General features: G+C 54.1%; 24 protein-coding genes. 13 read left to right on the forward strand and 11 right to left on the reverse strand.

All coding sequences use genetic code 11. From position 1 onward, the window contains the following. Positions 1-121: 121 nt before the first annotated feature. Positions 122-1093 carry an MlaD family protein gene (locus LW884_09170; GenBank protein MCE3008495.1) on the reverse strand — a complete coding sequence of 324 codons (972 nt, stop codon included), beginning with the start codon at positions 1091-1093 and terminating at the stop codon, positions 122-124. A gap of 225 nt (positions 1094-1318) precedes the next feature. Here LW884_09170 and LW884_09175 point away from each other — a divergent pair, with 225 nt between their 5' ends. Further along, positions 1319-2458, forward strand: coding sequence for an undecaprenyl/decaprenyl-phosphate alpha-N-acetylglucosaminyl 1-phosphate transferase (locus tag LW884_09175; GenBank protein MCE3008496.1), 1140 nt, complete (start codon positions 1319-1321; stop codon positions 2456-2458). Continuing rightward, the gene (locus LW884_09180; protein MCE3008497.1) at positions 2458-3678 is read left to right on the forward strand and encodes a glycosyltransferase family 4 protein; all 1221 of its coding nucleotides are present in this window, start codon (positions 2458-2460) and stop codon (positions 3676-3678) included. Before LW884_09175 ends, LW884_09180 begins: the two co-directional genes overlap by 1 nt. Here the strand turns inward: LW884_09180 and LW884_09185 are convergent. From LW884_09185 to LW884_09200, 4 genes are read right to left on the reverse strand one after another with little or no spacing between them, the layout of a single operon-like run. Continuing rightward, positions 3587-4615 carry a flippase-like domain-containing protein gene (locus LW884_09185; protein ID MCE3008498.1) on the reverse strand — a complete coding sequence of 343 codons (1029 nt, stop codon included), beginning with the start codon at positions 4613-4615 and terminating at the stop codon, positions 3587-3589. The two genes, LW884_09180 and LW884_09185, sit on opposite strands and share 92 nt — an antisense overlap. Next, a complete protein-coding gene (locus tag LW884_09190; GenBank protein MCE3008499.1) occupies positions 4612-4962 on the reverse strand; it encodes an aspartate 1-decarboxylase in 351 nt (116 codons plus the stop codon). The genes LW884_09185 and LW884_09190 overlap by 4 nt, the downstream gene beginning before the upstream one ends. Positions 4963-5000: 38 nt before the next feature. Then, the gene (locus LW884_09195; protein ID MCE3008500.1) at positions 5001-5330 is read right to left on the reverse strand and encodes a pantoate--beta-alanine ligase; all 330 of its coding nucleotides are present in this window, start codon (positions 5328-5330) and stop codon (positions 5001-5003) included. Beyond that, entirely contained in the window at positions 5294-5845 is a 552-nt protein-coding gene (locus tag LW884_09200; protein MCE3008501.1) for a pantoate--beta-alanine ligase, read from the reverse strand. The genes LW884_09195 and LW884_09200 overlap by 37 nt, the downstream gene beginning before the upstream one ends. Positions 5846-5968: 123 nt before the next feature. Here LW884_09200 and LW884_09205 point away from each other — a divergent pair, with 123 nt between their 5' ends. From LW884_09205 to glmS, 3 genes are all read left to right on the forward strand, one after another. After that, complete coding sequence (locus LW884_09205) at positions 5969-6787, forward strand: glycogen/starch synthase (GenBank protein MCE3008502.1); 819 nt, start codon at positions 5969-5971, stop codon at positions 6785-6787. A 97-nt stretch (positions 6788-6884) separates the two neighbouring features. Further along, entirely contained in the window at positions 6885-8150 is a 1266-nt protein-coding gene (locus LW884_09210) for a DUF4270 domain-containing protein (GenBank protein MCE3008503.1), read from the forward strand. Between the two features lie 63 nt (positions 8151-8213). Next, on the forward strand, positions 8214-10052 hold the full coding sequence (gene glmS / locus LW884_09215; protein ID MCE3008504.1) for a glutamine--fructose-6-phosphate transaminase (isomerizing): 1839 nt from the start codon (positions 8214-8216) through the stop codon (positions 10050-10052). Between the two features lie 1194 nt (positions 10053-11246). On the opposite strand, the gene LW884_09220 is transcribed toward glmS, so the two are convergent. From LW884_09220 to LW884_09230, 3 genes are all read right to left on the reverse strand, one after another. Continuing rightward, a complete protein-coding gene (locus tag LW884_09220; GenBank protein MCE3008505.1) occupies positions 11247-11702 on the reverse strand; it encodes a hypothetical protein in 456 nt (151 codons plus the stop codon). 109 nt (positions 11703-11811) lie between these two features. Next, positions 11812-12159, reverse strand: a complete 348-nt coding sequence (folB, locus tag LW884_09225; protein MCE3008506.1) for a dihydroneopterin aldolase — start codon at positions 12157-12159, stop codon at positions 11812-11814. A gap of 48 nt (positions 12160-12207) precedes the next feature. Further along, positions 12208-12768, reverse strand: a complete 561-nt coding sequence (locus LW884_09230; protein MCE3008507.1) for a hypothetical protein — start codon at positions 12766-12768, stop codon at positions 12208-12210. Positions 12769-13012: 244 nt separating this feature from the next. Between LW884_09230 and LW884_09235 the strand changes: the two genes are divergently transcribed. The 5 genes from LW884_09235 (at position 13013) to paaC (ending at position 16235) form a co-directional block, all read left to right on the forward strand. Beyond that, positions 13013-13645, forward strand: coding sequence for a TetR/AcrR family transcriptional regulator (locus tag LW884_09235; GenBank protein MCE3008508.1), 633 nt, complete (start codon positions 13013-13015; stop codon positions 13643-13645). 103 nt (positions 13646-13748) lie between these two features. Then, positions 13749-14738: a 1,2-phenylacetyl-CoA epoxidase subunit A gene (gene paaA / locus LW884_09240; GenBank protein ID MCE3008509.1), complete on the forward strand. Its 990-nt coding sequence runs from the start codon at positions 13749-13751 to the stop codon at positions 14736-14738. Positions 14739-14747: 9 nt separating this feature from the next. Then, complete coding sequence (locus LW884_09245; GenBank protein MCE3008510.1) at positions 14748-15020, forward strand: hypothetical protein; 273 nt, start codon at positions 14748-14750, stop codon at positions 15018-15020. After that, positions 15013-15480, forward strand: coding sequence for a hypothetical protein (locus LW884_09250; GenBank protein ID MCE3008511.1), 468 nt, complete (start codon positions 15013-15015; stop codon positions 15478-15480). Before LW884_09245 ends, LW884_09250 begins: the two co-directional genes overlap by 8 nt. Then, a complete protein-coding gene (gene paaC, locus LW884_09255) occupies positions 15477-16235 on the forward strand; it encodes a phenylacetate-CoA oxygenase subunit PaaC (protein MCE3008512.1) in 759 nt (252 codons plus the stop codon). Before LW884_09250 ends, paaC begins: the two co-directional genes overlap by 4 nt. Before the next feature lie 195 nt (positions 16236-16430). Here paaC and LW884_09260 read toward each other — a convergent pair whose 3' ends face one another. The 3 genes from LW884_09260 to LW884_09270 are packed head-to-tail and all read right to left on the reverse strand — an operon-like array spanning position 16431 to position 18532. After that, positions 16431-16946, reverse strand: coding sequence for an SRPBCC domain-containing protein (locus LW884_09260; GenBank protein ID MCE3008513.1), 516 nt, complete (start codon positions 16944-16946; stop codon positions 16431-16433). Between the two features lie 57 nt (positions 16947-17003). Further along, complete coding sequence (locus LW884_09265) at positions 17004-17570, reverse strand: Crp/Fnr family transcriptional regulator (protein MCE3008514.1); 567 nt, start codon at positions 17568-17570, stop codon at positions 17004-17006. A 26-nt stretch (positions 17571-17596) separates the two neighbouring features. Further along, positions 17597-18532, reverse strand: coding sequence for a magnesium transporter CorA family protein (locus LW884_09270; GenBank protein ID MCE3008515.1), 936 nt, complete (start codon positions 18530-18532; stop codon positions 17597-17599). A 207-nt stretch (positions 18533-18739) separates the two neighbouring features. On the opposite strand from LW884_09270, the gene LW884_09275 reads away from it, so the two are divergent. From LW884_09275 to LW884_09285, 3 genes are all read left to right on the forward strand, one after another. Beyond that, on the forward strand, positions 18740-19057 hold the full coding sequence (locus tag LW884_09275) for a metalloregulator ArsR/SmtB family transcription factor (GenBank protein MCE3008516.1): 318 nt from the start codon (positions 18740-18742) through the stop codon (positions 19055-19057). 79 nt (positions 19058-19136) lie between these two features. Then, positions 19137-19931: a sulfite exporter TauE/SafE family protein gene (locus LW884_09280; GenBank protein MCE3008517.1), complete on the forward strand. Its 795-nt coding sequence runs from the start codon at positions 19137-19139 to the stop codon at positions 19929-19931. 113 nt (positions 19932-20044) lie between these two features. After that, a partial coding sequence (locus tag LW884_09285; GenBank protein MCE3008518.1) for a hypothetical protein occupies positions 20045-20487 on the forward strand: 443 nt, incomplete at its 3' end.

The following is a 20487-nucleotide window of genomic DNA, read 5'->3' on the forward strand; positions in this document are numbered from 1 at the left end:
CGGCTAGTTCCAGTATTACTTTTGGCTTGTTTTACCTGTCTCGGCTGTTTCGGCAGAGCTGGCAGGTTTTTGCCCGCCCATGTGCGCTAAAATCGGCAGTTTTGGGTTCATCCGCAGTCCGCTACTTCTGTTCCTTATCCTTTTTATCCTTATCCCTTCGGCCAAAGACCGAGAAGTGCACATAGCGTTTGGGGTGCTTTGTCATGTCTTGCAGCAGGGCGTTTAGCGAGGCCGTAGTGGCCGTCAGGTTGGCATACAGGGCTTCGTCGTAGAGCAGTTTTCCCAGTGTGCCATCCCCCTGCTTTAGGTTATGGGTTATCTGCTTCAGGTCCTGGGCCAGGCGGGTTGTTTCGGTGGCCAGCCCCCGCACCTCTGCCAGGGTGGCTGCCAGGCTATCTGTAGCCTGCCGGGTGTTGCCCAGCATCTTTTTGAAGTCCGGATGGTCAATAAAGTTCTGGTTGGCATTATCGCTCAGGCGCTGGATGCTGGCCACCGTGCCCTTCAGCTGGTTGCTGATAAAGGCGATATTGGCCAGGGTCTGTTCCAGGTTTTGGATGCTTACGTTGGCCCTAGCATCTTCCCGGCGCATGATTTTATTGATCAGCCCAGTCATTTCTATCAGGTTGTCCGACAGGTTGTTTATGCGGTCCAGTGTGGGGTTTACCGTACGGCCCAGCTTGTCGGCCAGGCCAGTGCCCACACTGTCGCGTATGGTGGCTCCATCCTCTAGCAGCTGCCCCGAGGTGCCTGGGTGCAGCTCCAGCAGCTTCTGGCCAAAGACGGGGCTGGTTTCGGTAAGTAGCAGGTAGCTGTCGGATGGCACCTTGATCTGAGACTGTATCTCCAGCTCTATCCGCACGGCATCCTGGCCGTCTCCCACAATCTCTCTGGCCCGAACGGTTCCCACGTCCACGCCCCGCAGGCTTACCTTGTCCCCACGGTTCAGGCCATCGGCACTGGGGAAGTAAACGTAAAAAGTATGGTTGGTACCCAGCACAGAGCGGCCGTTCAGGTAGCTGAGGCCAAAAATAAGCATGGCCCCGGCTACTACCACCAGTATGGCTACTTTGGCTTCTTTTGTTATTTTCACCATCACCGGGCAAAGGTAGCAACTATCCATAAAGTCTCGAAGTCTCGGCTAGCTGCTATCGGTTTGTTGAGTACGTAAAATGGTCCATTTAGCACGGCAAATGTGCAGTTCAAAGAAGAAAATTCACCGTTTAGGGGGGACTAAAACACTTGTACGATGGATTAGCGTACATTTGTTGCGTACAAGTTGTTTAACAACAATAAAGAACCAGCCTAAATAAATAAGGGAATGATCCTGATTTCATTGTTCTTGCTTACGCTTGCTTTTTCTTATGTGCTCAATGCCGTACTCATAAATTACGCGGGCAGGCTCGGTCAGCTGTCGCAGGGTGTAACCACCCAGGTTCGCTGGGCCAGTACGAGCAAGCCCCTGGTGGGGGGCATTGCCTTTTTCATCCTTTTTCTCATTGGTGCGGTTGTGTACACCCTTATCCCGCATACTGCGGCCTATGAGGCCTCCGAAAACTACCTGCCCTTTCTGCTGGCAGTTACCCTCGGCTTCCTGGTTGGGTTGGCAGACGATGCGTACACTACAAGGCCCCTGCTTAAGTTTATCGGCCAGCTGGGCTGTGGCTTCATTTTGCTCGGCTTTGGCATCCAAATCCACCTGTTCAACCATGCGCTGGCAGACGGTATGCTAACGATGCTGTGGGTAGTGGGGCTAATGAACAGCATAAACATGCTGGACAATATGGATGGCGTTACGGGCAGCACCTCTCTGGTCATTGTGTTTTTCACGCTAATGGCCATGTACCTTACGGGCCAGACCAGTAATGTGTTTTTCTACCTTTTTGTGGGGATAGCTGGCAGCCTGGCAGGTTTCCTGATTCTAAACTGGCACCCCAGCAAGCTGTATATGGGCGATACGGGAAGTCAGTTTCTGGGTGCCATACTGGCCTATGCCGGTATTGTGTATTTCTGGAATATCCACCAGGTGGTGCCTGCGGCTGCGGGTGTGCCCCAGGTGGTGTTGCCGCTGCTGGTTTTTTTGATGCCGATACTGGACACCGCCTTTGTAAGTGTAGCCCGCCTGCGCCGGGGGCAGAGCCCCTTTGTAGGGGGGCGAGATCACACAACCCACCATTTGTGCCACTTTGGGGTGCCACAGGCTTGGGTGCCGCTTGTCTTTGGCCTGGCTGGCAGCATTGGGGGCGGGGCTGCACTCCTGATGATATGGGCCAGCCTGTTTAATATCACCGATGCGCTTATGCTTCTCTCGGTTCCCATTACTGTGTTCGGTATCTTTCTATACATCTACCAAAGGGGATTGGCTAAGAGCAAAGTGCGCCAAATGAAAGCGCATGCGCCCATTGTTAGCCTGGGCAAGGATGAACCACGCCAGGCAGCCTTGGCGGTCTCGGCGCGTTAATGCGCATCCTCTGTCTGCATCAGTATTTTTGCCCGCCCACAGGCTGGGGAAACGATCGGTCGTATCAGCTGATGCAGCATTGGGCCGATGCGGGTCTCGGGATTCGCTGTATTACCAGTAAGGCTTATTTTCCGGATGCCGATGACATCCGCAGGCCCGAGTGGCGGCGGTATGGGCAGGTGGAGGTGCTTATCTTGCCAGTGGCCTACCAGCAGTCCTACTCGCGGGTTCGGAAGATCTGGGCCTACCTCCGGTTTGCCGCCTGGGCAGGCCTGGCTGCCCTGCAAGAGCGGCCCGATGTGCTGTGGGTAAGCATTACCCCGCCGCCACTGGGCTGGGTGGGCGGCCTGCTACGGCGCCTGATGGGGGTGCCCCTGGTGCTGGAGGTGGTGGATGTGTGGCCCGAGGTGCCCCAGGGCATGGGCCTGCTGCAGGATGGCCCCCTGCTGTGGCTGCTAAAGCGGCTGGCACGCTGGACCTACCTGCAGGCCCGCCAGGTATACGTACTTAGCCCCGGCATGGCAGCCCAGCTGCAGCCCTACCGGCTACCGGCGCATATCTCCCTATCGGTTAGCCTGAATGGCACAGACCTGGCACAATTTGTGCCCCGAAGCGCAGGCCCGGTAGGGGGGCCGCCCCCCCTGCGCATGGTGTATACCGGTGCCCTGGGGCAGGCCAATGCGGTGCACGAGATGATCCTGGCACTGTATGTATGGAAAACTGCCGGGCATACGCACTGGAGCCTGGACCTATACGGCTGGGGAAAGGAGGCGGGACTGATAGCCCAGCTGATACAGGAATACAGGCTGGCCGATCAGGTACGGCTGCATGCCCCTGTGACCAAGGCTATGCTGAATGAGCGGCTGCAGCAGGCCCACCTGGGTCTGGTTTGCTTTGCGCCCCATGCTGTGCTGGAGGCCAATAGTGCGAACAAGTTTTATGACTACCTGGCCGCAGGCCTGCCGGTGCTGCTAAACTACCGTGGCTGGCAGGCCGAGCTGGTGGAGCAGCACCGCTGTGGCTATGGGTGCCCCCAGGGCGACTGGAAGGAGTGGCTGCGACGACTGGACGACCTGGCGGCTGACCCCGACGCGCTGCGCACTATGCGGGCAAATGCACGGCAATTGGCTACTGCCCAGTTTGATCGGCTGCAGCTTGCGCAGCAGCAGGCTCTGCGCTTTCGGCAGTTGGCTGCTGAAACAGCAGGTATACGTAGCTAAGCCCACCCACCACTACATTCAGCAGCAGCTGGGGCGTGTGTAGCACCAGGGCTACCATTACGCCCGTATCTTGCCCCAGGCCATACAGCAAAAAGGTGGTGGCTATGGCCTGGTGAAAGGGACCAATGCCCCCTGGCACGGGCAGGGTCATGCCCACGCCCCCCATGGTAGTGAGCACCAGCGAAAACCAGAGACCATGCCCCCTGCCGATGGGCAGAGACTCTACAAAAAAATAGGTGGTGGCCCAGTAGCCCACCCAGATAAGCAGGCTAAGCAAGACAAACACCCAGGGATGCCTAAGGTGCAAAATACTCAGCATGCCATTTAGCAGCCTGCGCACAAAGCCCCACAGGCTGGCCAGTACCGGTATGCGGGCTATACGCCTGCGTAGGCGGAGCAGCAGCAGGCCGATGATGAGCATAACCCCCACGGCAAGCAGAACTGCCCAGAGGGGTAGGGTATCCAGGGGGTTTTGTGCCAGCTGGAAATAGCCGGTTATCCGCTCGTAGTCTCCCAGCAGCACCGTCAGCAGCAGCAGGCCCAGTAGCAGCACGTCTACTACCCGCTCTGTTACCACGGTTCCGCCACTTACCAGCAGGGGTATGCGGTTGGTCTTGATCAGCAGGCTACAGCGGGTTACCTCGCCCAGGCGCGGCACGGCATAGTTTACCATATAGCCCACCATTACTGCTGCCGAGGTGCGCAGGCTACTCACGGGGTGCCCGGCTGCGCCCAGTAGCATGCTCCAGCGCAGGCCACGTGCGTAGTGGGCGGCCAGGCTAGCCACCAGGGCCAGCACGATGAGGCCAGTATCTGCCGCCTGCAGGTTATGCCACAGGGCTGCAAAGGATATGTTTCGCAGTGCGAGGTATAGCAGCCCGCCCCCCAGGCCAAATCCACCCACATACAGCAGTATAGCCTTTAGCCGCTTGTTCATTGGGCCAGGCGGTTATGCAGGTCGGGAAACACCACGATAGGCTCGTAGCTTCTGGCTGCTTGCACCTCCATCAGGGCGTAGGAGATGATGATCAGGATATCGCCCGGTGCAGCCAGGCGCGCAGCCGGGCCGTTTAGCCCCACAATGCCACTGCCCCGTTCTCCGGCTATGATGTAGGTCTCCAGCCGGGCTCCATTGTTCAGGTTTACAATTTGCACGCGCTCATTGGGCAGCATTTGGGCAGCATCTACCAGATCCATATCCAGGGTTATGGATCCTACGTAGTTTAGTTCTAGCTGATTCACCCGCACGCGGTGAATCTTGGATTTCATCATTGTTACCAGCATGGGCCAGGGGAAAAGAGGGACAAAAGTACAAATTCGTTTCAAGCAGACACCACATTGTCTATCAGGCGTACGGGGCCAAAGTAAACAGCTGCCAGAATGGCTACCCGTGGGGGCCGCTGCCCCCCCGTGGGGGGGTGCAGGGTATCATGGTCTACCAGGGTCAGGTAGTCTATCCGGGCCTGGGGTTCTGTAGCCAGGATGCCGGAGCCTGCCGCCAGCGCCTCCTCCCTGCTTGCGCCGGCCTCCCACTGGGCCAGGCTATGCTGTAGTGCCCGATACACCACCGGCGCGGCAGCCCGCTGGGCGGCACTCAGGTTTCGGTTTCGGCTGCTCATGGCCAGGCCATCGGCCTCGCGCAGGGTGGGCACATACGCAGCACGATTGGGCTAAATAGGTCTGAGAGCATCCGGCCTACTACGCGGGTCTGCTGCAGGTCTTTGGCACCCATGTATAGGTAGGTGGGCTGCACCAAGTTCAGCAGCTTGGTTACTACCAGGGCTACTCCGTCAAAGTGGCCGGGCCGCGCGGCCCCCTCCAGCACCTCGGATACGCCTGCTACATGTAGCTTCACGGCACTTGGGCCATTCGGATACATGTCCTCTGCCGTGGGCAGCAGCAGGCTGTGGCAGCCAGTGTGGCTTAGCAGGGCCGCATCTTCAGCGGGCATGCGCGGGTAGCTGCTCAGGTCTTCGGCCCGGTCAAACTGCGTGGGGTTTACAAAGATGCTGGCTACTACGGTGTCGCATTCTTCCCGCGCGGCTTTCACCAGGGCCAGGTGGCCGGCATGCAGGGCCCCCATGGTGGGAATAAAGCCCACCCGATGGCCGGTGGGTACCTGGGCACGCCAAGCCCGAAAAGCCGAGACGGAAGAGAGTATTTTCATAAGCGGCCAAAAATAGTGGAGAAAAAATTGCGAGTTATAAAAAAAAGACAGTAAGTTGCCGCAACTTGATAAATTCGGGTGGATTCCGTACCTTTGCGATCCAGTTCCACTAACTCACCTCTTATGGAAAAACTTCGGATCCTGTACGCCACCATGGAGATTGACCCATTTCTGGTACTGTCCGATTCCGCAAATTTTATCCGTTCTCTCCCACAGGGGCTACAGGAAAAGGGCCACGAAATCCGAATCCTGATGCCGCGCTTCGGTGTTATCAACGAAAGAAGAAACCGGTTGCACGAGGTAGTACGCCTGTCGGGCATAAACATCCGGGTAGGAAATGAAGAGAAACCCCTCACCATCAAGGTAGCTACCATACCCAACGCTCGCCTGCAGGTATATTTCCTGGATAACGAGGACTACTTTCAGCGCAAGAGCGTACTTACGGACCCGAAGAGCAAGACTTTTCACGAAGACAACCACGAGCGTTCCATCTTCTTCTGCAAAGGAGTGATCGAAACCGTGCGCAAGCTGGGCTGGACACCCAACATCATCCACTGCCATGGCTGGATGACTGCACTCATCCCCCTCTACCTGAAAACGCACTTTCGCGAGGATCCCATTTTTCGTGATAGCAAAACGCTGTATACGGTGTATGACAATGAGGTGAGCGAGAAATTACCTGATAATTTTGCCGAAAAGGCCCGTCTGGACGGTACGCCCGAGGATCTGCTAAATGAATATCGAGGAGATACCTACCTGGGTGTAAGCCGGGGCGGCATCAAGCTGGCAGATTTTGTAACCCAGGGCAGCACCACCGTGCACAGCGAGCTGCACAGCACCCTGGCAGAAGTGGAAAAACAAGATAGATTTGCAACCATCACCGCCGACCACGCAGACGGGGTGGACTCCTACAATGACATCTACAAGAAAATCCTCAACTAGGCGCATTCATCGTTTTGCGCATACGGCCTCCGGTAGGCAGGCTCCGCATCAGCGGCTCATTCTCGCTATCGCAGTAGTACTATGTGCGTATGGCCTGGTGGGCTGTAGGGAGCCCGACATTGTGGATGTGGGCCTGAATACCCCGGCTAATGTGGGCTACCTGGATAGTGCAACAGTAGAACTGGATACGTTTATACCCACGCTGGATTCGCTCTTTACCAAAAATGTGACGGCTGCCGTGCTAGGCAACTATACCGACCCCGTGCTGGGCCGCGTGAATGCTGAAATTTACACCCAGATTAGCCTCCCCGGGGCCAACGTAGCCTTCGAAGCCGATGCCGTGGCCGACTCTATCGTCCTGTTTCTGCCACTGGTGGACTACTATGGCAAGCCCAGCAGCAGGCTGAATCTGGAGGTATATGAACTGACAGAGAGTATTGCGGATGGCACGAACTACTATGCCACCAGCCGCTTTGCCACAGGCACAACCGAGCTGGGCGGCGGTGCCAGCTTTGCCCTGGCTGCCGATAAGCTTGGTTCTGACACAATCAAGATCAAACTGAATGTAAGCCTGGCCCAGCGTATACTAGACGCTACAAGCGATCAGCTGGCCAATAACACGAACTTCCACCAGTTTTTCAAGGGTTTGCACATCAAGACCCAGCCTGTGGTGGGCGATGTGGGGGTGGTGTACACCGTAGCCCTCCGAAATGTACTGGTGGGGAGTGCGGCACCTGCCTCGCTGAAGATCTATTACCGGGGCACCGGCGAAAACAAAGTGTATACCCTAACGGTGCAGAGTGGCGTAACACAGCGCACCAACTACCTGGAACGCGGGGATATAAGTGGCACCCTACTGGGCCAACTGGTGGGCGATGCCGCACCGATTGGCCGACAAGTGGCTATACTACAGTCCATTTTTCCGGTTCAGGTGCGTGCCAAAATCAGCAAGCTGCCAGCCAACCGGATTGCCATCAATCGTGCCATACTGGAGCTGCCGGTGGATACCACCTATGTGGACAGCAATCCCTTCCTGTATTACCGCCCTATCCCCAGGTCGCTACAGCTCTACCAGGCCGACGAGACCGGAGAGAAGATTGATCGAAAGTCTGCCATCCTGAATCAGAGCGACTTTTTGCCCGCAACCGATCGGTACGAATTTAATATAACCAGCTATTTGAACCAGTATTATGAGCAGGACGGTGTGATAAATGACCTGCTACTGGTACCAAACTCGCTTGCCCTGGTGTTCACCAGTAGTGGGCTGCCCACTTTTGCCAGTGCCGCCCGCTCTGTACTGGGCAATATAGACCACCCAACGCGCAGGCCGCGCGTACGCGTGTATTACACAAATCTGCCGTGAGTGGTGTATCTTTGCCTGTTTAGCCCTGTTCGGGTTCTTTTCGTTGAATAATAGGATCATATCATGTGTGGAATTGTAGGATACATCGGATTTCAGGAGGCATACCCGATTCTGATAAATGGACTCAAGCGGCTGGAGTATAGGGGATATGACTCTGCGGGTATTGCCCTGCTGGATCGCGACATTCAGGTATTCAAGAAGAAGGGTAAGGTGGCAGACCTGGAGGCCTACATAGATGGCCAGTATCCACGTGCCACCATCGGTATGGGCCATACCCGCTGGGCTACACACGGCGAACCCAATGACGAGAACGCCCATCCGCACTACAGCGAGTCCAGAAAATTTGCCATTATACACAATGGCATTATTGAAAACTACCAGCATCTGAAAAGGCGCCTCATCGACAGGGGCTATACCTTTAAGAGCGACACGGACACCGAGGTACTGGTTCAGCTGATAGAGGAGGTATACCGGGTAGGCCATGTAAGCCCACAGGATGCAGTACGCATGGCCCTATCCAAGGTAGAGGGTGCCTTTGGCATCGTGGTGCTGTGCAAGGATGAGCCGGATATGCTGATAGCGGCCCGCCGCGCCAGCCCGCTGGTGATCGGCATTGGCCAGGGCGAGTACTTTGTTGCCTCAGATGCTACGCCGATCGTGGAATTTACCAAGAGTGTTATTTACCTGAATGACAATGATATAGCCGTTATTCGCCGAGACGAGCTGACGATCAAGACGATAAAGAATGACCAGGTAACCCCCGAGATCAAAACCCTGGATATCGAGCTAAGTGCGATTGAAAAATCGGGCTATGCCCACTTTATGCTTAAGGAGATATTTGAGCAGCCCAAGAGCATAACCGACAGCCTGCGTGGGCGCATAGCGCACGACATGAGCGAGGTACGCCTCGGTGGGCTAGACCACATGGACGACCAGCTGGCAGGAGCCAAGCGCATCATTATTGTGGCCTGTGGCACCAGCTGGCACGCGGGCCTGGTGGGAGAGTATATTATCGAAGACCTGGCCCGTATACCGGTAGAGGTGGAGTATGCCAGCGAATTTCGATACCGCGACCCCGTCCTCTATCCGGATGACATTGTGATTGCCATCAGCCAAAGTGGCGAGACAGCCGATACACTGGCCGCTGTAAAGCTGGCCAAGTCTTACGGCTGCACAGTGCTGGGTGTGTGCAATGTAGTAGGCAGCTCCATACCCCGCGAAACGGATGGAGGGGTGTATATACACGCCGGGCCAGAGATTGGCGTAGCTAGCACCAAGGCCTTTACGGCCCAGGTAACAGCCCTGGCCCTGATTGCCATCCGCATTGGACAGCGTAGGCAGACGCTGTCTGACAATCGATTCCATACCCTAATCAAGGAGCTGATTCGCCTGCCAGAGTTGATTCACCATGTGCTACACAGCCTGGATGCGCAGGTGCAAGAGATCAGCGCGCTGTACAAGGACGCAGGTAATTTCCTTTACCTCGGCCGGGGCTTCAACTTTCCGGTGGCGCTGGAGGGTGCGCTGAAGCTGAAGGAAATATCCTATATCCATGCCGAGGGTTACCCGGCTGCCGAAATGAAGCATGGCCCCATTGCACTGATCGACGAAAACATGCCAGTCGTCTTCATTGCTACGCGAGATAAGAGCTATGACAAGGTAGTATCGAACATACAGGAGGTAAAGGCACGAAAGGGTATTGTGATTGCTGTAGTTACGGAAGGGGATACCATGCTGCCCACCGTGGCAGAGCATGTGCTAGAGATACCCCGGATAGATGAAGTATTGAACCCCATCATCGCCGTGATTCCGCTCCAGCTACTCAGCTACTACATAGCCGTACTGCGCGGCTGCAATGTAGACCAGCCCCGAAATCTGGCAAAGAGCGTAACCGTTGAGTAACCAGCGAGACCTGGAACGAAATATGGACCTGTTGCATCCTTCTATCGGCGAATCTTCCAGAGAAGCGCACAGAGAAACCAGACCACCCCTGCTGCCAGCACTCACCTCTTTGCGCTTCTTCTTTGCGTTCGTAGTATTTCTTTCGCATTTGAGATTTCTTCGCGCCAATGAAGCATACAAAGAAATCTATGACAATTATTTTGAGGAAGGCTTTCTGGGGGTAAGCTTCTTTTTTATTCTATCTGGCTTTATTATTACATACAATTATTTTGATAAAATAGTAGAAAAAAGAATAAGCTATAGAGTCTTTTTTCTGAGAAGATTATTCCGTGTTTATCCACTTCATTTTCTTACATTGATTCTATCTTTAATCTCATTTATAAATAGCGATAAGCATCATGAATTTTTTTATATTCATTTTGTTCTAAATATTTTTCTTTTGCATAGTTTCATACCAAGTTCGGCATTTTACTTTAGTTTAAATAATGTTTCTTGGAGTATTTCTAATGAACTATTTTTTTATTCTTTAGCACCCAAAGCCATTCGAATTCTGAATGGAATCTCTAAAAATATTATATTTTTCCTTTTCTTATTCGTTATAATATTGGGGTTTATTTTTGTTTCACTGTTCTTGAGTCTGGATTTTCATAGGGGCATAAATCATGCAATTGTTTACGTTAATCCTTTCTTTAGGTTCATGGATTTTATTCTTGGCATGTTGTTATGTAAATTATATTATGAGGGCAAAAGAATTACATTTATTCAGCGGAATTCTTCTCTAATTCAAATATCATCTATTGTGCTTTTTTCTTTGTTCTTTAGCTTTCATCTCATTGTTGATGTCACATTCAGGTATTCCGTTTATTACTGGATACCGATGTTAGCTATTATTTTTTCATTTAGCTTCTCGAATGGATTTTTTGCATATACTCTGAAGAATAGGATACTGGTATACTTAGGAGAGATTTCATTTGCTTTCTACTTGCTTCATTTTCTTGTAATTCGTTTTACGTCCTCCTTAGCACTAAAATTATTTCCTTTATTAGGAATACCATTTGCTGGATTGGAGGCCGAGCTGGCTATTCTATGCTTTATAATTACATTAATTCTCAGCATCCTCTCGTTTGAATTTTATGAGAAGCGCATGAACGCGCTGCTTACAAAGTCGCTGCTACCTGTGCGGGGTAGCCTCAGCTAAAAACTGAATACCCGGTGCCGCATGGGGTAACCGGGCTGCTCTTCGCTTTGGGCTGGCAAGTTTTTTAGCATGCTGCGGGGCAGGAGGGTATGTCGTATCATGTTGGCGCCCAGGTAGTCGGTGCAGTTCAATTCAGCTATTTCTATGCAGGTTGTGGCTGAGTGGCCCCAGACTTTTTCCCGATACATATCTTGCCAGTGTCGCATGGGGCTTCTTGCCTCTGCCAGGCAGAGTATATCGGGGGTTTTGGCCGGATTATACACCCGTATCAGGGTGTCGGCCAGGGTATAGGTATGCCGGTATGCTAGCCATACGATGGGGGCGTCGGGTAGGATAAGCCAGTGGCAGGGAGCACCCAGGGCTATTTTTTTTGCAAGAAAATGACCCGGTCCCACCACCAGCTTGGGCTGTGCACCGGCATCTGCCAGCGAGTCTAGCAGGGGTTGTGCCATCTGCCTGCTGTACGGATCGCAGTAGACTACTACCCGCCCTGCATCTGTGCAGGCCACCCCGGCCAGAGATGCCGCCAGATAGACAATTATCCACCCCTGGCGTATGCGCTTAGGGTAAGCTAATCTCGGCATAGGCTGTGGCACAAATACCCCCAATGGGCGGATTCGCCTTGGCTACCCGCACCGTAGCGCGCTGCACATCTGGCAGGCCCAGCAGTGCCTCGGCTATTTCCAGGGTTAGGGTCTCGAGCAGCAGGGTGGGCTGTGCCATGCGTTGTGAGATAAGCAGGTACGCCTCGGCATAGTCTACCGTATGATCCAGGCGGTCTCCGGGCTTTACCTGGCACGCCATTTCTACCGAAACTTCGTATCGATTGCCGAGTGTATGCTCCTCTGCATATACGCCATGCGTGGCAAAAAAAGACATGCCCGTTAGCCCAACCTTTACTGTGTTCATGTGTTTGAATTTAATAAGTAATAACCAATATGCTGGATTGAAAAAAATCTATCCGGTTGTGGGTCTGGTGGTGCCTATTCGCCGAAACAGAAAAAGTAGATACGCCCCCACGGGTAGCTGCCAGGCCAAAGCCCAGAATGGCCCTATGCCTGGTATCCAGCCTTTGGGCGCAACCTGCGGGCCTACCAGCAGGATAAGCAGGCCGCCTGCAGCTCCACATCCACCTGCTGCCAGGGCCGTGATACAGCCTGGGTATTCTGCCACATTCACCAGAAAGAGCGTAATGTAAAACAGGAAGAATGCAGCGGAGAAGCCTCCTACTACAAAAAGAAAAGACAGATTGCTAAAGGGTGCCTGCTGCATGCCCAGTTGGGGGGTGGCTTGGTCTTCCGCCAGGATGGTTGCCGGCAGATAGAGCGCCAGATAAAGGAAAATAAGGCAGACAGGCACATAAAACAGGGCAACAAAGCGGTAAACAAAGTAGCGGCACAAGCCCGCTGTAAGCCCCAAGGCAAAGCCCATGCCCGGCCAAACGGGCAGCAGCCACTCTGCGGCAGCTCCCAAGACGGCAAGCCCGATAAACCAGGCCCATTCATGTACGCTTCTCATCTGGGGGCAAGATAGGACTGGCTGCTAACATTTGCTATACCGGGTCTACCCCATTAAGCCTAGGTAGGCCGATACCTGTTTGCTTGGCAGGGCTTATTCGGTACCTATCGGCGCGGACGGCTGGGTGCTGAGGCTATAATTGCGGCAAGTTTGGCGGCGCTTTTGGGGTAGTACGAAAAGTAGCTTGCAGTTTATCTGCGAAAGGCTTGCGTTTTTGCCTAACGATCGTTAGCTTTACTAGGCAATGGCAGATCTACCCGTTCATATAGGCACTAGCCAGCGGCAAGATACGCAGAAAGGAGGCCAATCTGGCACACGGGCCGTTATTTTGTCGGTAGCCGCCCGTCTGTTTGGCGAGGTAGGCTACCATGGGGCTGGCATGCGCCAGCTGGCAGACCTGGTGGGTATAGAGCCGGCCAGCGTATATAGTCACTTTAGGTCGAAGGGCGAGATCCTGCAGGTGCTGGCCTGGCAGTGTGCGGATGACTTTGCTGCCACCCTGAGGCCCGTGTATGAAAGCGAGCTGAACACGCGCAGCAAGCTGCAGCGCATGATCGAGCTGCACGTAGAGGTTTTGATACGCAACCTGGAGCAGGCACCTGTATTTAACCGCGAATGGCAGCACCTGGAGCCGGAGGCGAAGGCTGAGTATGCACGGCTGCGGGATAATTATGAAGGCATGTATCGGGCGGTGATTCGCCAGGGGATCGCCCAGCACCTGTTTAAGCCCATGGACGAAAAGTTTGCCGCCCTTACGCTGCTGAGTGCCCTGAACTTCATGCCGCAATGGTATAGGCCCGAGGGCGAAAAATCGCCCCAGGAGCTGGGTGAAATACTGGCAAGCATGCTACTACAGGGATTATTAAAAAGCTTTTAGATACGGCCAATAAACCCGATACCAGCTTTCTGCGTTAGCTAGAAAATAAGCAAGTAAGTCCGAATAGGCCCGGATAATAAAGAGAACCCAACCCAAACCTACCATGTACGGAAGCTTAACCATAACCGACGTAGAGAACTACGGCAAAAAGATACAGGACGAAGATCCGGAGCGGCTGGCCGCGTTTGAAGCCCGGATCGTGCGTGGTGAAAAGATAGAACCCCAGGACTGGATGCCCTACGAGTATCGGCGCCAGCTGATCCGCATGATCGAGCAGCATGCCCATAGCGAGATCATTGGGGCACTACCAGAGGGTACGTGGATAACCCGTGCACCTAGTTTTAAGCGAAAGCTGGCCCTCATTGCCAAGGTACAGGATGAGGTGGGACATGCCCAGCTGCTATACGCCGCCGCAGAGACCTTGGGCAAAACCCGAGAAGAAATGATAGACGACCTGCTAAGCGGAAAAAGTAAATACAGCAATGTATTTAACTATCCCGCCGAAACCTGGGCCGATATATGTGTAATTGCCTGGCTGATAGACGCTGGCGCAATTATAAACCAGGTAGCCAACAGCAAGGGTAGCTATGGCCCCTACTGCCGGGCGCTGGAACGTATTTGTGCCGAAGAAAGCTTCCACCTGCGCTATGGGTACGACCTATGCGTGCACATGGCCACCGGCACCCCCACCCAGCGCCAGATGCTACAGGAAGCCCTGAACCGCTGGTGGGAACCCATCATGCACTTTCATGGGCCGCCAGATACGGTAAGCCAGCACACCCAGACCCTGATGCGCTGGAAGGTGAAAATGGCCAGCAATGACGACATGCGCCAGCAGTTTCTGGACATGTATGTACCGAAAATATGGGAGCTGGGCCTAAGCCTACCCGATCCGAACCTGCGGAAGGACCCCGATACCCAAAAATGGCTGTACACAGAGCCAGACTGGAACGTGTTTATGCAAGTAATAAATGGCAACGGCCCCTGCAATGCCGAGCGCCTGGCTGTGCGCCGCTATGCCGAGCAGCAGGGTGCCTGGGTACGCCAGGCCCTACGCCGCCAGGAAGAAGTATACATTACCCCCCTGGCCTAGTGTAGCCCTATGCAGAACGACGACCGCATATATGAGGTACAGGCAGACATGCTGATAGAGCTGAAAGGCATGCGGGGCGAGCTAAACGGTCTGCGTACCGACGTGCAAGAGCTGCGCGTGGATGTGGAATACATGAAGCAAGAGCAGCAGAAGACCAACTTGGCGATCGGAGAGCTGCGCCTGTCCGACCACATTCCGCAGGTATTGAAGTACGAAAAGTGTATCACACGCCTGGAAGACCAGGTGTTTCCGTATGGTGCAAAAAAGCAAGAAAATGACTGAGAAATCACTGGACCCCCGGGTAAACCGCATCGCCATGCCCCAGCAGGCCGACCCCAAACAGGCCATGGACCAATGGCAAACCTATGAGGTGTTTGTGCAGCAGAGTAGGGGAGACCAGCACCAGCATGTGGGCATTGTGCATGCCCCCACCGCAGAGCTGGCCATTCTGTTTGCTAAGGAGCAATATGCCCGCCGCCTGCAGTGCGTAAATATCTGGGTGGTAAAAACAGCCGATGTGCAAGCCACCTCCTACGAGGATTCGGATATGTTCGATCCGGCTTTTGACAAAAACTACCGCGAAAGCCACGGCTATAACCGCGTGCGCCACCTGATAGACGACTGGAAAACGCGCACCGGACAGCAAACGGAACCTACCCCTACTGGCGAAACCGAGGCGGTACCCAGAAAGCGCACCATCATCACGGGCAAACCCGGCATTGTAATAGGTAAGAAAAAATGAGCGAAGCCCTTAAGCACCTGCTATACCCCCTGGCTGACGATCTGCTGATCATGGGCCACCGAAACAGCGAATGGACCGGGCTAGGCCCCGTGCTGGAAGAAGACATTGCCTTTAGCAGCATGGCACAGGACAAGCTGGGCCACAGCCTGGCCTTCTATGAGCTGCTGCATGCGCTGGGCGAGCCACCGGCAGATATGATTGCCTTCAACCGGAAGGCCGCACAGTTCTACAGTTGCCAGCTGGTGGAGTATCCCATCGGTGCGTATGATTTCAGCCTCATCCGCCATCTGCTGTTCGACCTAGCCTATGCCACCCGCCTGGAGGCACTGAAGGGTAGCAGCTATGCTCCCGTGGCGGCCCTGGCTGCACGCCTGGCACGCGAAACCAAGTACCACACCCTGCATGCCCGCACCTGGGTGCAGCAGCTGGCACAGGGCACTGCCGAGGGCCGGGACCGCCTGCAGCGCAGCCTGGATGAAACCTTGCCCATGGCCTATAGCATATTTGAGGTAACAGCACACACACAAGCCATAGCAGATGCGGGCCTGCAAGCCCATGAGGATGTGCTGCTGGACCACTGGCTGCAGCAGCTGGCAGCGGTATGCCAGCAGGCGGGGCTGGTGCTCCCTACGGTTACGGCAGCGGCGGCACAGGCCCACATGGGGGGGCGCACGGGCCTACACACCGAGCACCTGCAGCCCCTGCTGGATGAAATGACCGAAGTTTTTCGGTTAGATCCAGAGGCCTCCTGGTAAGAGGAACCTTGCTTTATTTACCCTCAAGGGTTGTAGTAGTGCTGTATAGTTTACCCGGAATAACTTGTAGAGCATGTGCAGTCCAGGCGGAATAAAAGCGTATTTCCTCTCTACAGGGCCTTTGAAATGGAAGCCCACCTCGACTTTTGGATTGCTCGAGCTTTGCGTTTCAACCCGGAACTTAAGTAACTAGTACTAGCGGGTTTCGCAGCGTGCCTTTAGGGCTTGGTTCATAGCCATAAAGTTTTCCAGGGTTTGCTGGCCAATCTTTTTCATAATTGGCTTGCGTAGCATCCCACCAAAGTACTCGCCTTGCACAAGTAGGGTTTGCCCGTTTAGCTTTTGAAGTTCAAAAGAGTGGCGTCCGTCAAAGAGGCCGGGGATGCCCAGATGGCCCAACCATTCTAGTCGTTTGTAAGGTTGAAAGTCTGTGATTTTTGGCTTAAAAACGAGGGTTCTCGCCCCATTTCGCATTACATTTCTGATCCTTTTGCCTAGGATCAGGGGTTGGGTACTTTCGATGATAAAGGGGTTCCAAGTGGGCCAAGCTTCTCGGTCGATCAATACGTTCCAGACGGTTTCAATTGGGGCATCAATTAGAATTTCGGTGCGAATCTTTTTCATAGGGTGTACATTGGACTGGGCTTGTGCAGCACCCACCAGTGTGAAGGTAAGCGATATAGCGAATAGAGCGATGGGTATGCCATACATGTACAAAGGTACCCAGCCCATATCCCCCCTTCCTTTACAATTGTTAAGTAGTGCTAGCTAGTGATCGGTATCCGGCCTTTCTGCCAATCTTCTGCGGATTCGGCTCAACGACACAGGGGTTATCCCTAAAAAGGTGGCCAATATATGCAGCGGTACGCGCTGTAGTAGCTCAGCCTGTGTGCTCAGTAGCCACCTATATCGCTGCTCATGTGTGTGGGTAATGTGTGTGTATAGCAGCTGCTGTACATGGATCATCCGCTGCTCTAGCAGCTTTCTTACGAATGCATTTAGCCGAGGTACCCGCTCATATAGCTCCAGGAGCGCCGTATAGGGGAGTGCCAGCAGTACCGATGGTTCTAGGGTTTGTACATACTGCATCGAGGGTTGCTGGGCTACCATGCTCTCTAGCGAGCCAATGAAATGATACTCTGGTGCAACAAAGAGGGTCTTTTCCTCGCCATCTACTATGTAGAATATACGCACCAGGCCCTGCCGGATGAAATAGATATGGGTAGCAGGTTGGCCATGTGCCACCAGATTGTGCTGGGCGGGTACTTCCAATAAGCTGAGGGCATCCTGGATGGTGGCGAGCTCAGACGTGCTAAAAGCTTCGAATGAGTGCAAGTACTGGCAAAAATCGGAATACAAACCTACAGGTTTCGGTTAATGCGGAACACCATAATGCCGATCAGGCTGAGCAGCAGGCCTCCCACACTCACATATACAAACGCGTTCGGGTCATCCTCCAGGGGCAGGTGGATGTTCATGCCATAGATGGAGGCCAGCAGGGTAGGGAGCATCAGGATGATGGTGATCTGGGTAAGGCCCTTCATTACCCGGCTCAGGTTGTTATTGATAACGCTGGCAAAGGTGTTGGCCGTGCTCTCCAGGATGCTGGTATAGATGTTTGCCATCTCTATGGCCTGGGCATTGTCGATAATCACGTCCTCCAGCAGCTCCAGGTGCTCGTCGCTAGCGGTGCGGAAGAAGCTGGTGCGCTTGATGCGCTCCAGCATAAACTGATTGGTCTGCAGGCTGGTGCGAAAGAACACCAAGCTCTTTTCCGTGTTCAGCAGCTTCAGCAGTTCCGTATTCTTCTGGTTGGCCCGCAGGCGGTCTTCTATCTCCTGGCTGTGCAGGTCCAGGTCTTTCAAAAACCGCAGGTACTTCAGCGTGGCACGGTCGAAGATATTCAGCACAAACTGAATACGATCGCTGGGGTCTGCGGCTACCCGCCTCATGTTTTGCACTTCGTCCAGTATGCTGTTTGGCCGTGTGCAGATGGTAACCAGTATGTGCGGGGCCAGGATGATGCCCAAAGGGCGGGTAATGTAGGGCACCCCGTCTTCCAGGTCTTCGCTGCGGATGGGTATCCGCAGGAGTATGAGCATTACGTTGTCCTCTACCTCAAAGCGGGCACGCTCTTCGGGGTCCAGTGCGGCCGTCAGGAAGTCGAGCGGCAGCTCGTACCGGCCTTCTACCTCAGCTAGCTCCGTATGGCTGGGGTTTGTCATGCTTACCCAAGTAACCCGGTTTGCCCCAGGGTCTTCTACCAGGCTAGCTTTTTGGTCGTAGAGGGCAATCATGCGGCTGACAGGCGGGGCAAATGGGAGACGGTACTACATCGCAGTGCAAAATTAGCTCTTTTTTACGAATTAGACTTTGGTCGTCATTCTTTAATGAATACCGCCAAAAGAAAATAAATTTGGTAGAATTGTGGTCAATAATTTAGTATATTGACTTTTGTAAGCGATTGATAACGAGAAAATCATAAATCACTAAACGCATAAAACATGACAATTACAGACCTAAAACCAGAACCCCGCCTCCGCTTGGAACGCCTGGACGATGTGGCGTATGTGCTCCGCGCGGTTTCGCACCCCATTCGTCTTGCCATTATAGACGTGCTGGACCAGCGCGATAGCATATCGGTGGGCGAGCTGTGCGGCATCCTTTCGGTAGAGCAGAGCCTGCTGAGCCACCACCTAGCCAAACTGCGCGAACAACGGATTGTGAAAACCCGGCGGGAGGGCCAGCATGTGCGCTATACGCTGGCCGAGCGGAGGATTACCGCCATTATTCCCTGCATACAGGCATGCATAAACAAATAATCTATCTTTGCCTCCCCATCTCAGGGGATATGAATTATTTTTCATATATTCATGCCCCAAGGTTGATGTTTCGAGGTAAATGGAGATAATCGGATACATAGGTGCCATCCTGGTGGGCATCACGCTGGGTATGCTTGGGGGTGGGGGCAGTATACTCACTGTGCCCATTCTGGTTTACCTACTGGGTATAGGGGCCGAGGTGGCCACCGCCTATTCCCTCTTTGTGGTGGGCTGGGCCTCGTTTGTGGGGGGGCTTCGCTACCTCAGGGTTGAGCGGATCCCCATACGGGTTGCCGTCCTGTTTGCCCTGCCCTCGCTTGTGGCTGTTTTCAGCATACGCAGGTGGGTAATGCCCGCTGTGCCAGCCCAGCTGTACCTCTCTCCCACGGTGGTCATCCCCAAGGATACGGCTATTCTGGTTTTCTTTTCGCTCATCATGCTGCTCAGCGCCCTGCGCATGCTCGCCTCGCGCACGGGCCATATAGATGTGGCACCTATTCGCCCCTACTCATCCTTGCTCATTATCCTGGTAGGGCTGGTAGAGGGTTGCATTACTGGCATCGTGGGTGCCGGCGGTGGTTTTTTGATTGTGCCCGCACTTTTCCTGCTGGCCCGCATCCCCATGAAGCAGGCCATAGGCACCAGTCTGCTCATCATCGCCTTCAAGTCCATCCTGGGCTTTACTGGCGACGTATTGCGGCCCGATCTGGCCATAGACTGGCCCTTTTTGGTGGCATTCACGCTCTTTGCACTCTTGGGCGTGTACCTGGGCACCCGGCTTTCGCACCGCATATCCGGCAAGCGACTAAAAGTTTGGTTTGCCTGGTTTATTCTCTGCATGGCCTGTGTCATGATCCTCCGGGAGCTGCTATAGGTATGGGCCGCGCGCACACTTTTTACTTATTGAGTCAATTTGGGGCGGTGCCGGATCGTACGACGGTATTTTTTTCATAACTACCTTTGTAAGGCAACCAATCCGGCTAGCTGGTGCGTATACTGGTAGACGTGGCGGAGTATGCCTTTTTTTCGATTAACGCCAACCAATCCAAACCAACCGATGTGTATATGGTAAAGCACTTTGCCCGCCACGGATGTTCAGCTCTGTTTGCCCGCGTGCTCTTTCTTGTGCTCTTGGTGTTCCTGTTTCATTCGGCTCAGGCCCAGGTGGGCATAGGTACCACTACGCCCAATGCCAAGGCCTTGCTGGAGCTAAACATAGGCACCACCGCCCGAGGCCTGCTGCTGCCGCGCATGAACGAAGCCGCCCGCGACGGCATGAGCCTTACCGCCACCGAGCGCGGTATGCTGATCTACAACACCACCCAGGACCGGGTGCAGGTGTGGAATGGTACCCTCTGGCAGGATGCCGGAGGCAGTTCTGGTCCCTGGATGCAGACTGGTGACAATGTGTACCCGACCGATAACGCAGC

The organism is Bacteroidota bacterium (assembly GCA_021300195.1).
In the GTDB taxonomy this organism is placed as follows: Bacteria; Bacteroidota; Bacteroidia; order J057; family JAJTIE01; genus JAJTIE01.

Coding starts and splice junctions, on each gene's coding strand:
- LW884_09170 (MCE3008495.1), bottom strand. CDS start 1,093: ATGGTGAAAATAACAAAAGAAGCCAAAGTAGCCATACTGGTGGTAGTA.
- LW884_09175 (MCE3008496.1), top strand. CDS start 1,319: ATGATCCTGATTTCATTGTTCTTGCTTACGCTTGCTTTTTCTTATGTG.
- LW884_09180 (MCE3008497.1), top strand. CDS start 2,458: ATGCGCATCCTCTGTCTGCATCAGTATTTTTGCCCGCCCACAGGCTGG.
- LW884_09185 (MCE3008498.1), bottom strand. CDS start 4,615: ATGAACAAGCGGCTAAAGGCTATACTGCTGTATGTGGGTGGATTTGGC.
- LW884_09190 (MCE3008499.1), bottom strand. CDS start 4,962: ATGCTGGTAACAATGATGAAATCCAAGATTCACCGCGTGCGGGTGAAT.
- LW884_09200 (MCE3008501.1), bottom strand. CDS start 5,845: ATGAAAATACTCTCTTCCGTCTCGGCTTTTCGGGCTTGGCGTGCCCAG.
- LW884_09205 (MCE3008502.1), top strand. CDS start 5,969: ATGGAAAAACTTCGGATCCTGTACGCCACCATGGAGATTGACCCATTT.
- glmS (MCE3008504.1), top strand. CDS start 8,214: ATGTGTGGAATTGTAGGATACATCGGATTTCAGGAGGCATACCCGATT.
- LW884_09220 (MCE3008505.1), bottom strand. CDS start 11,702: ATGGCACAACCCCTGCTAGACTCGCTGGCAGATGCCGGTGCACAGCCC.
- folB (MCE3008506.1), bottom strand. CDS start 12,159: ATGAACACAGTAAAGGTTGGGCTAACGGGCATGTCTTTTTTTGCCACG.
- LW884_09230 (MCE3008507.1), bottom strand. CDS start 12,768: ATGAGAAGCGTACATGAATGGGCCTGGTTTATCGGGCTTGCCGTCTTG.
- LW884_09235 (MCE3008508.1), top strand. CDS start 13,013: ATGGCAGATCTACCCGTTCATATAGGCACTAGCCAGCGGCAAGATACG.
- paaA (MCE3008509.1), top strand. CDS start 13,749: ATGTACGGAAGCTTAACCATAACCGACGTAGAGAACTACGGCAAAAAG.
- LW884_09245 (MCE3008510.1), top strand. CDS start 14,748: ATGCAGAACGACGACCGCATATATGAGGTACAGGCAGACATGCTGATA.
- LW884_09250 (MCE3008511.1), top strand. CDS start 15,013: ATGACTGAGAAATCACTGGACCCCCGGGTAAACCGCATCGCCATGCCC.
- paaC (MCE3008512.1), top strand. CDS start 15,477: ATGAGCGAAGCCCTTAAGCACCTGCTATACCCCCTGGCTGACGATCTG.
- LW884_09260 (MCE3008513.1), bottom strand. CDS start 16,946: ATGTATGGCATACCCATCGCTCTATTCGCTATATCGCTTACCTTCACA.
- LW884_09270 (MCE3008515.1), bottom strand. CDS start 18,532: ATGATTGCCCTCTACGACCAAAAAGCTAGCCTGGTAGAAGACCCTGGG.
- LW884_09275 (MCE3008516.1), top strand. CDS start 18,740: ATGACAATTACAGACCTAAAACCAGAACCCCGCCTCCGCTTGGAACGC.
- LW884_09280 (MCE3008517.1), top strand. CDS start 19,137: ATGGAGATAATCGGATACATAGGTGCCATCCTGGTGGGCATCACGCTG.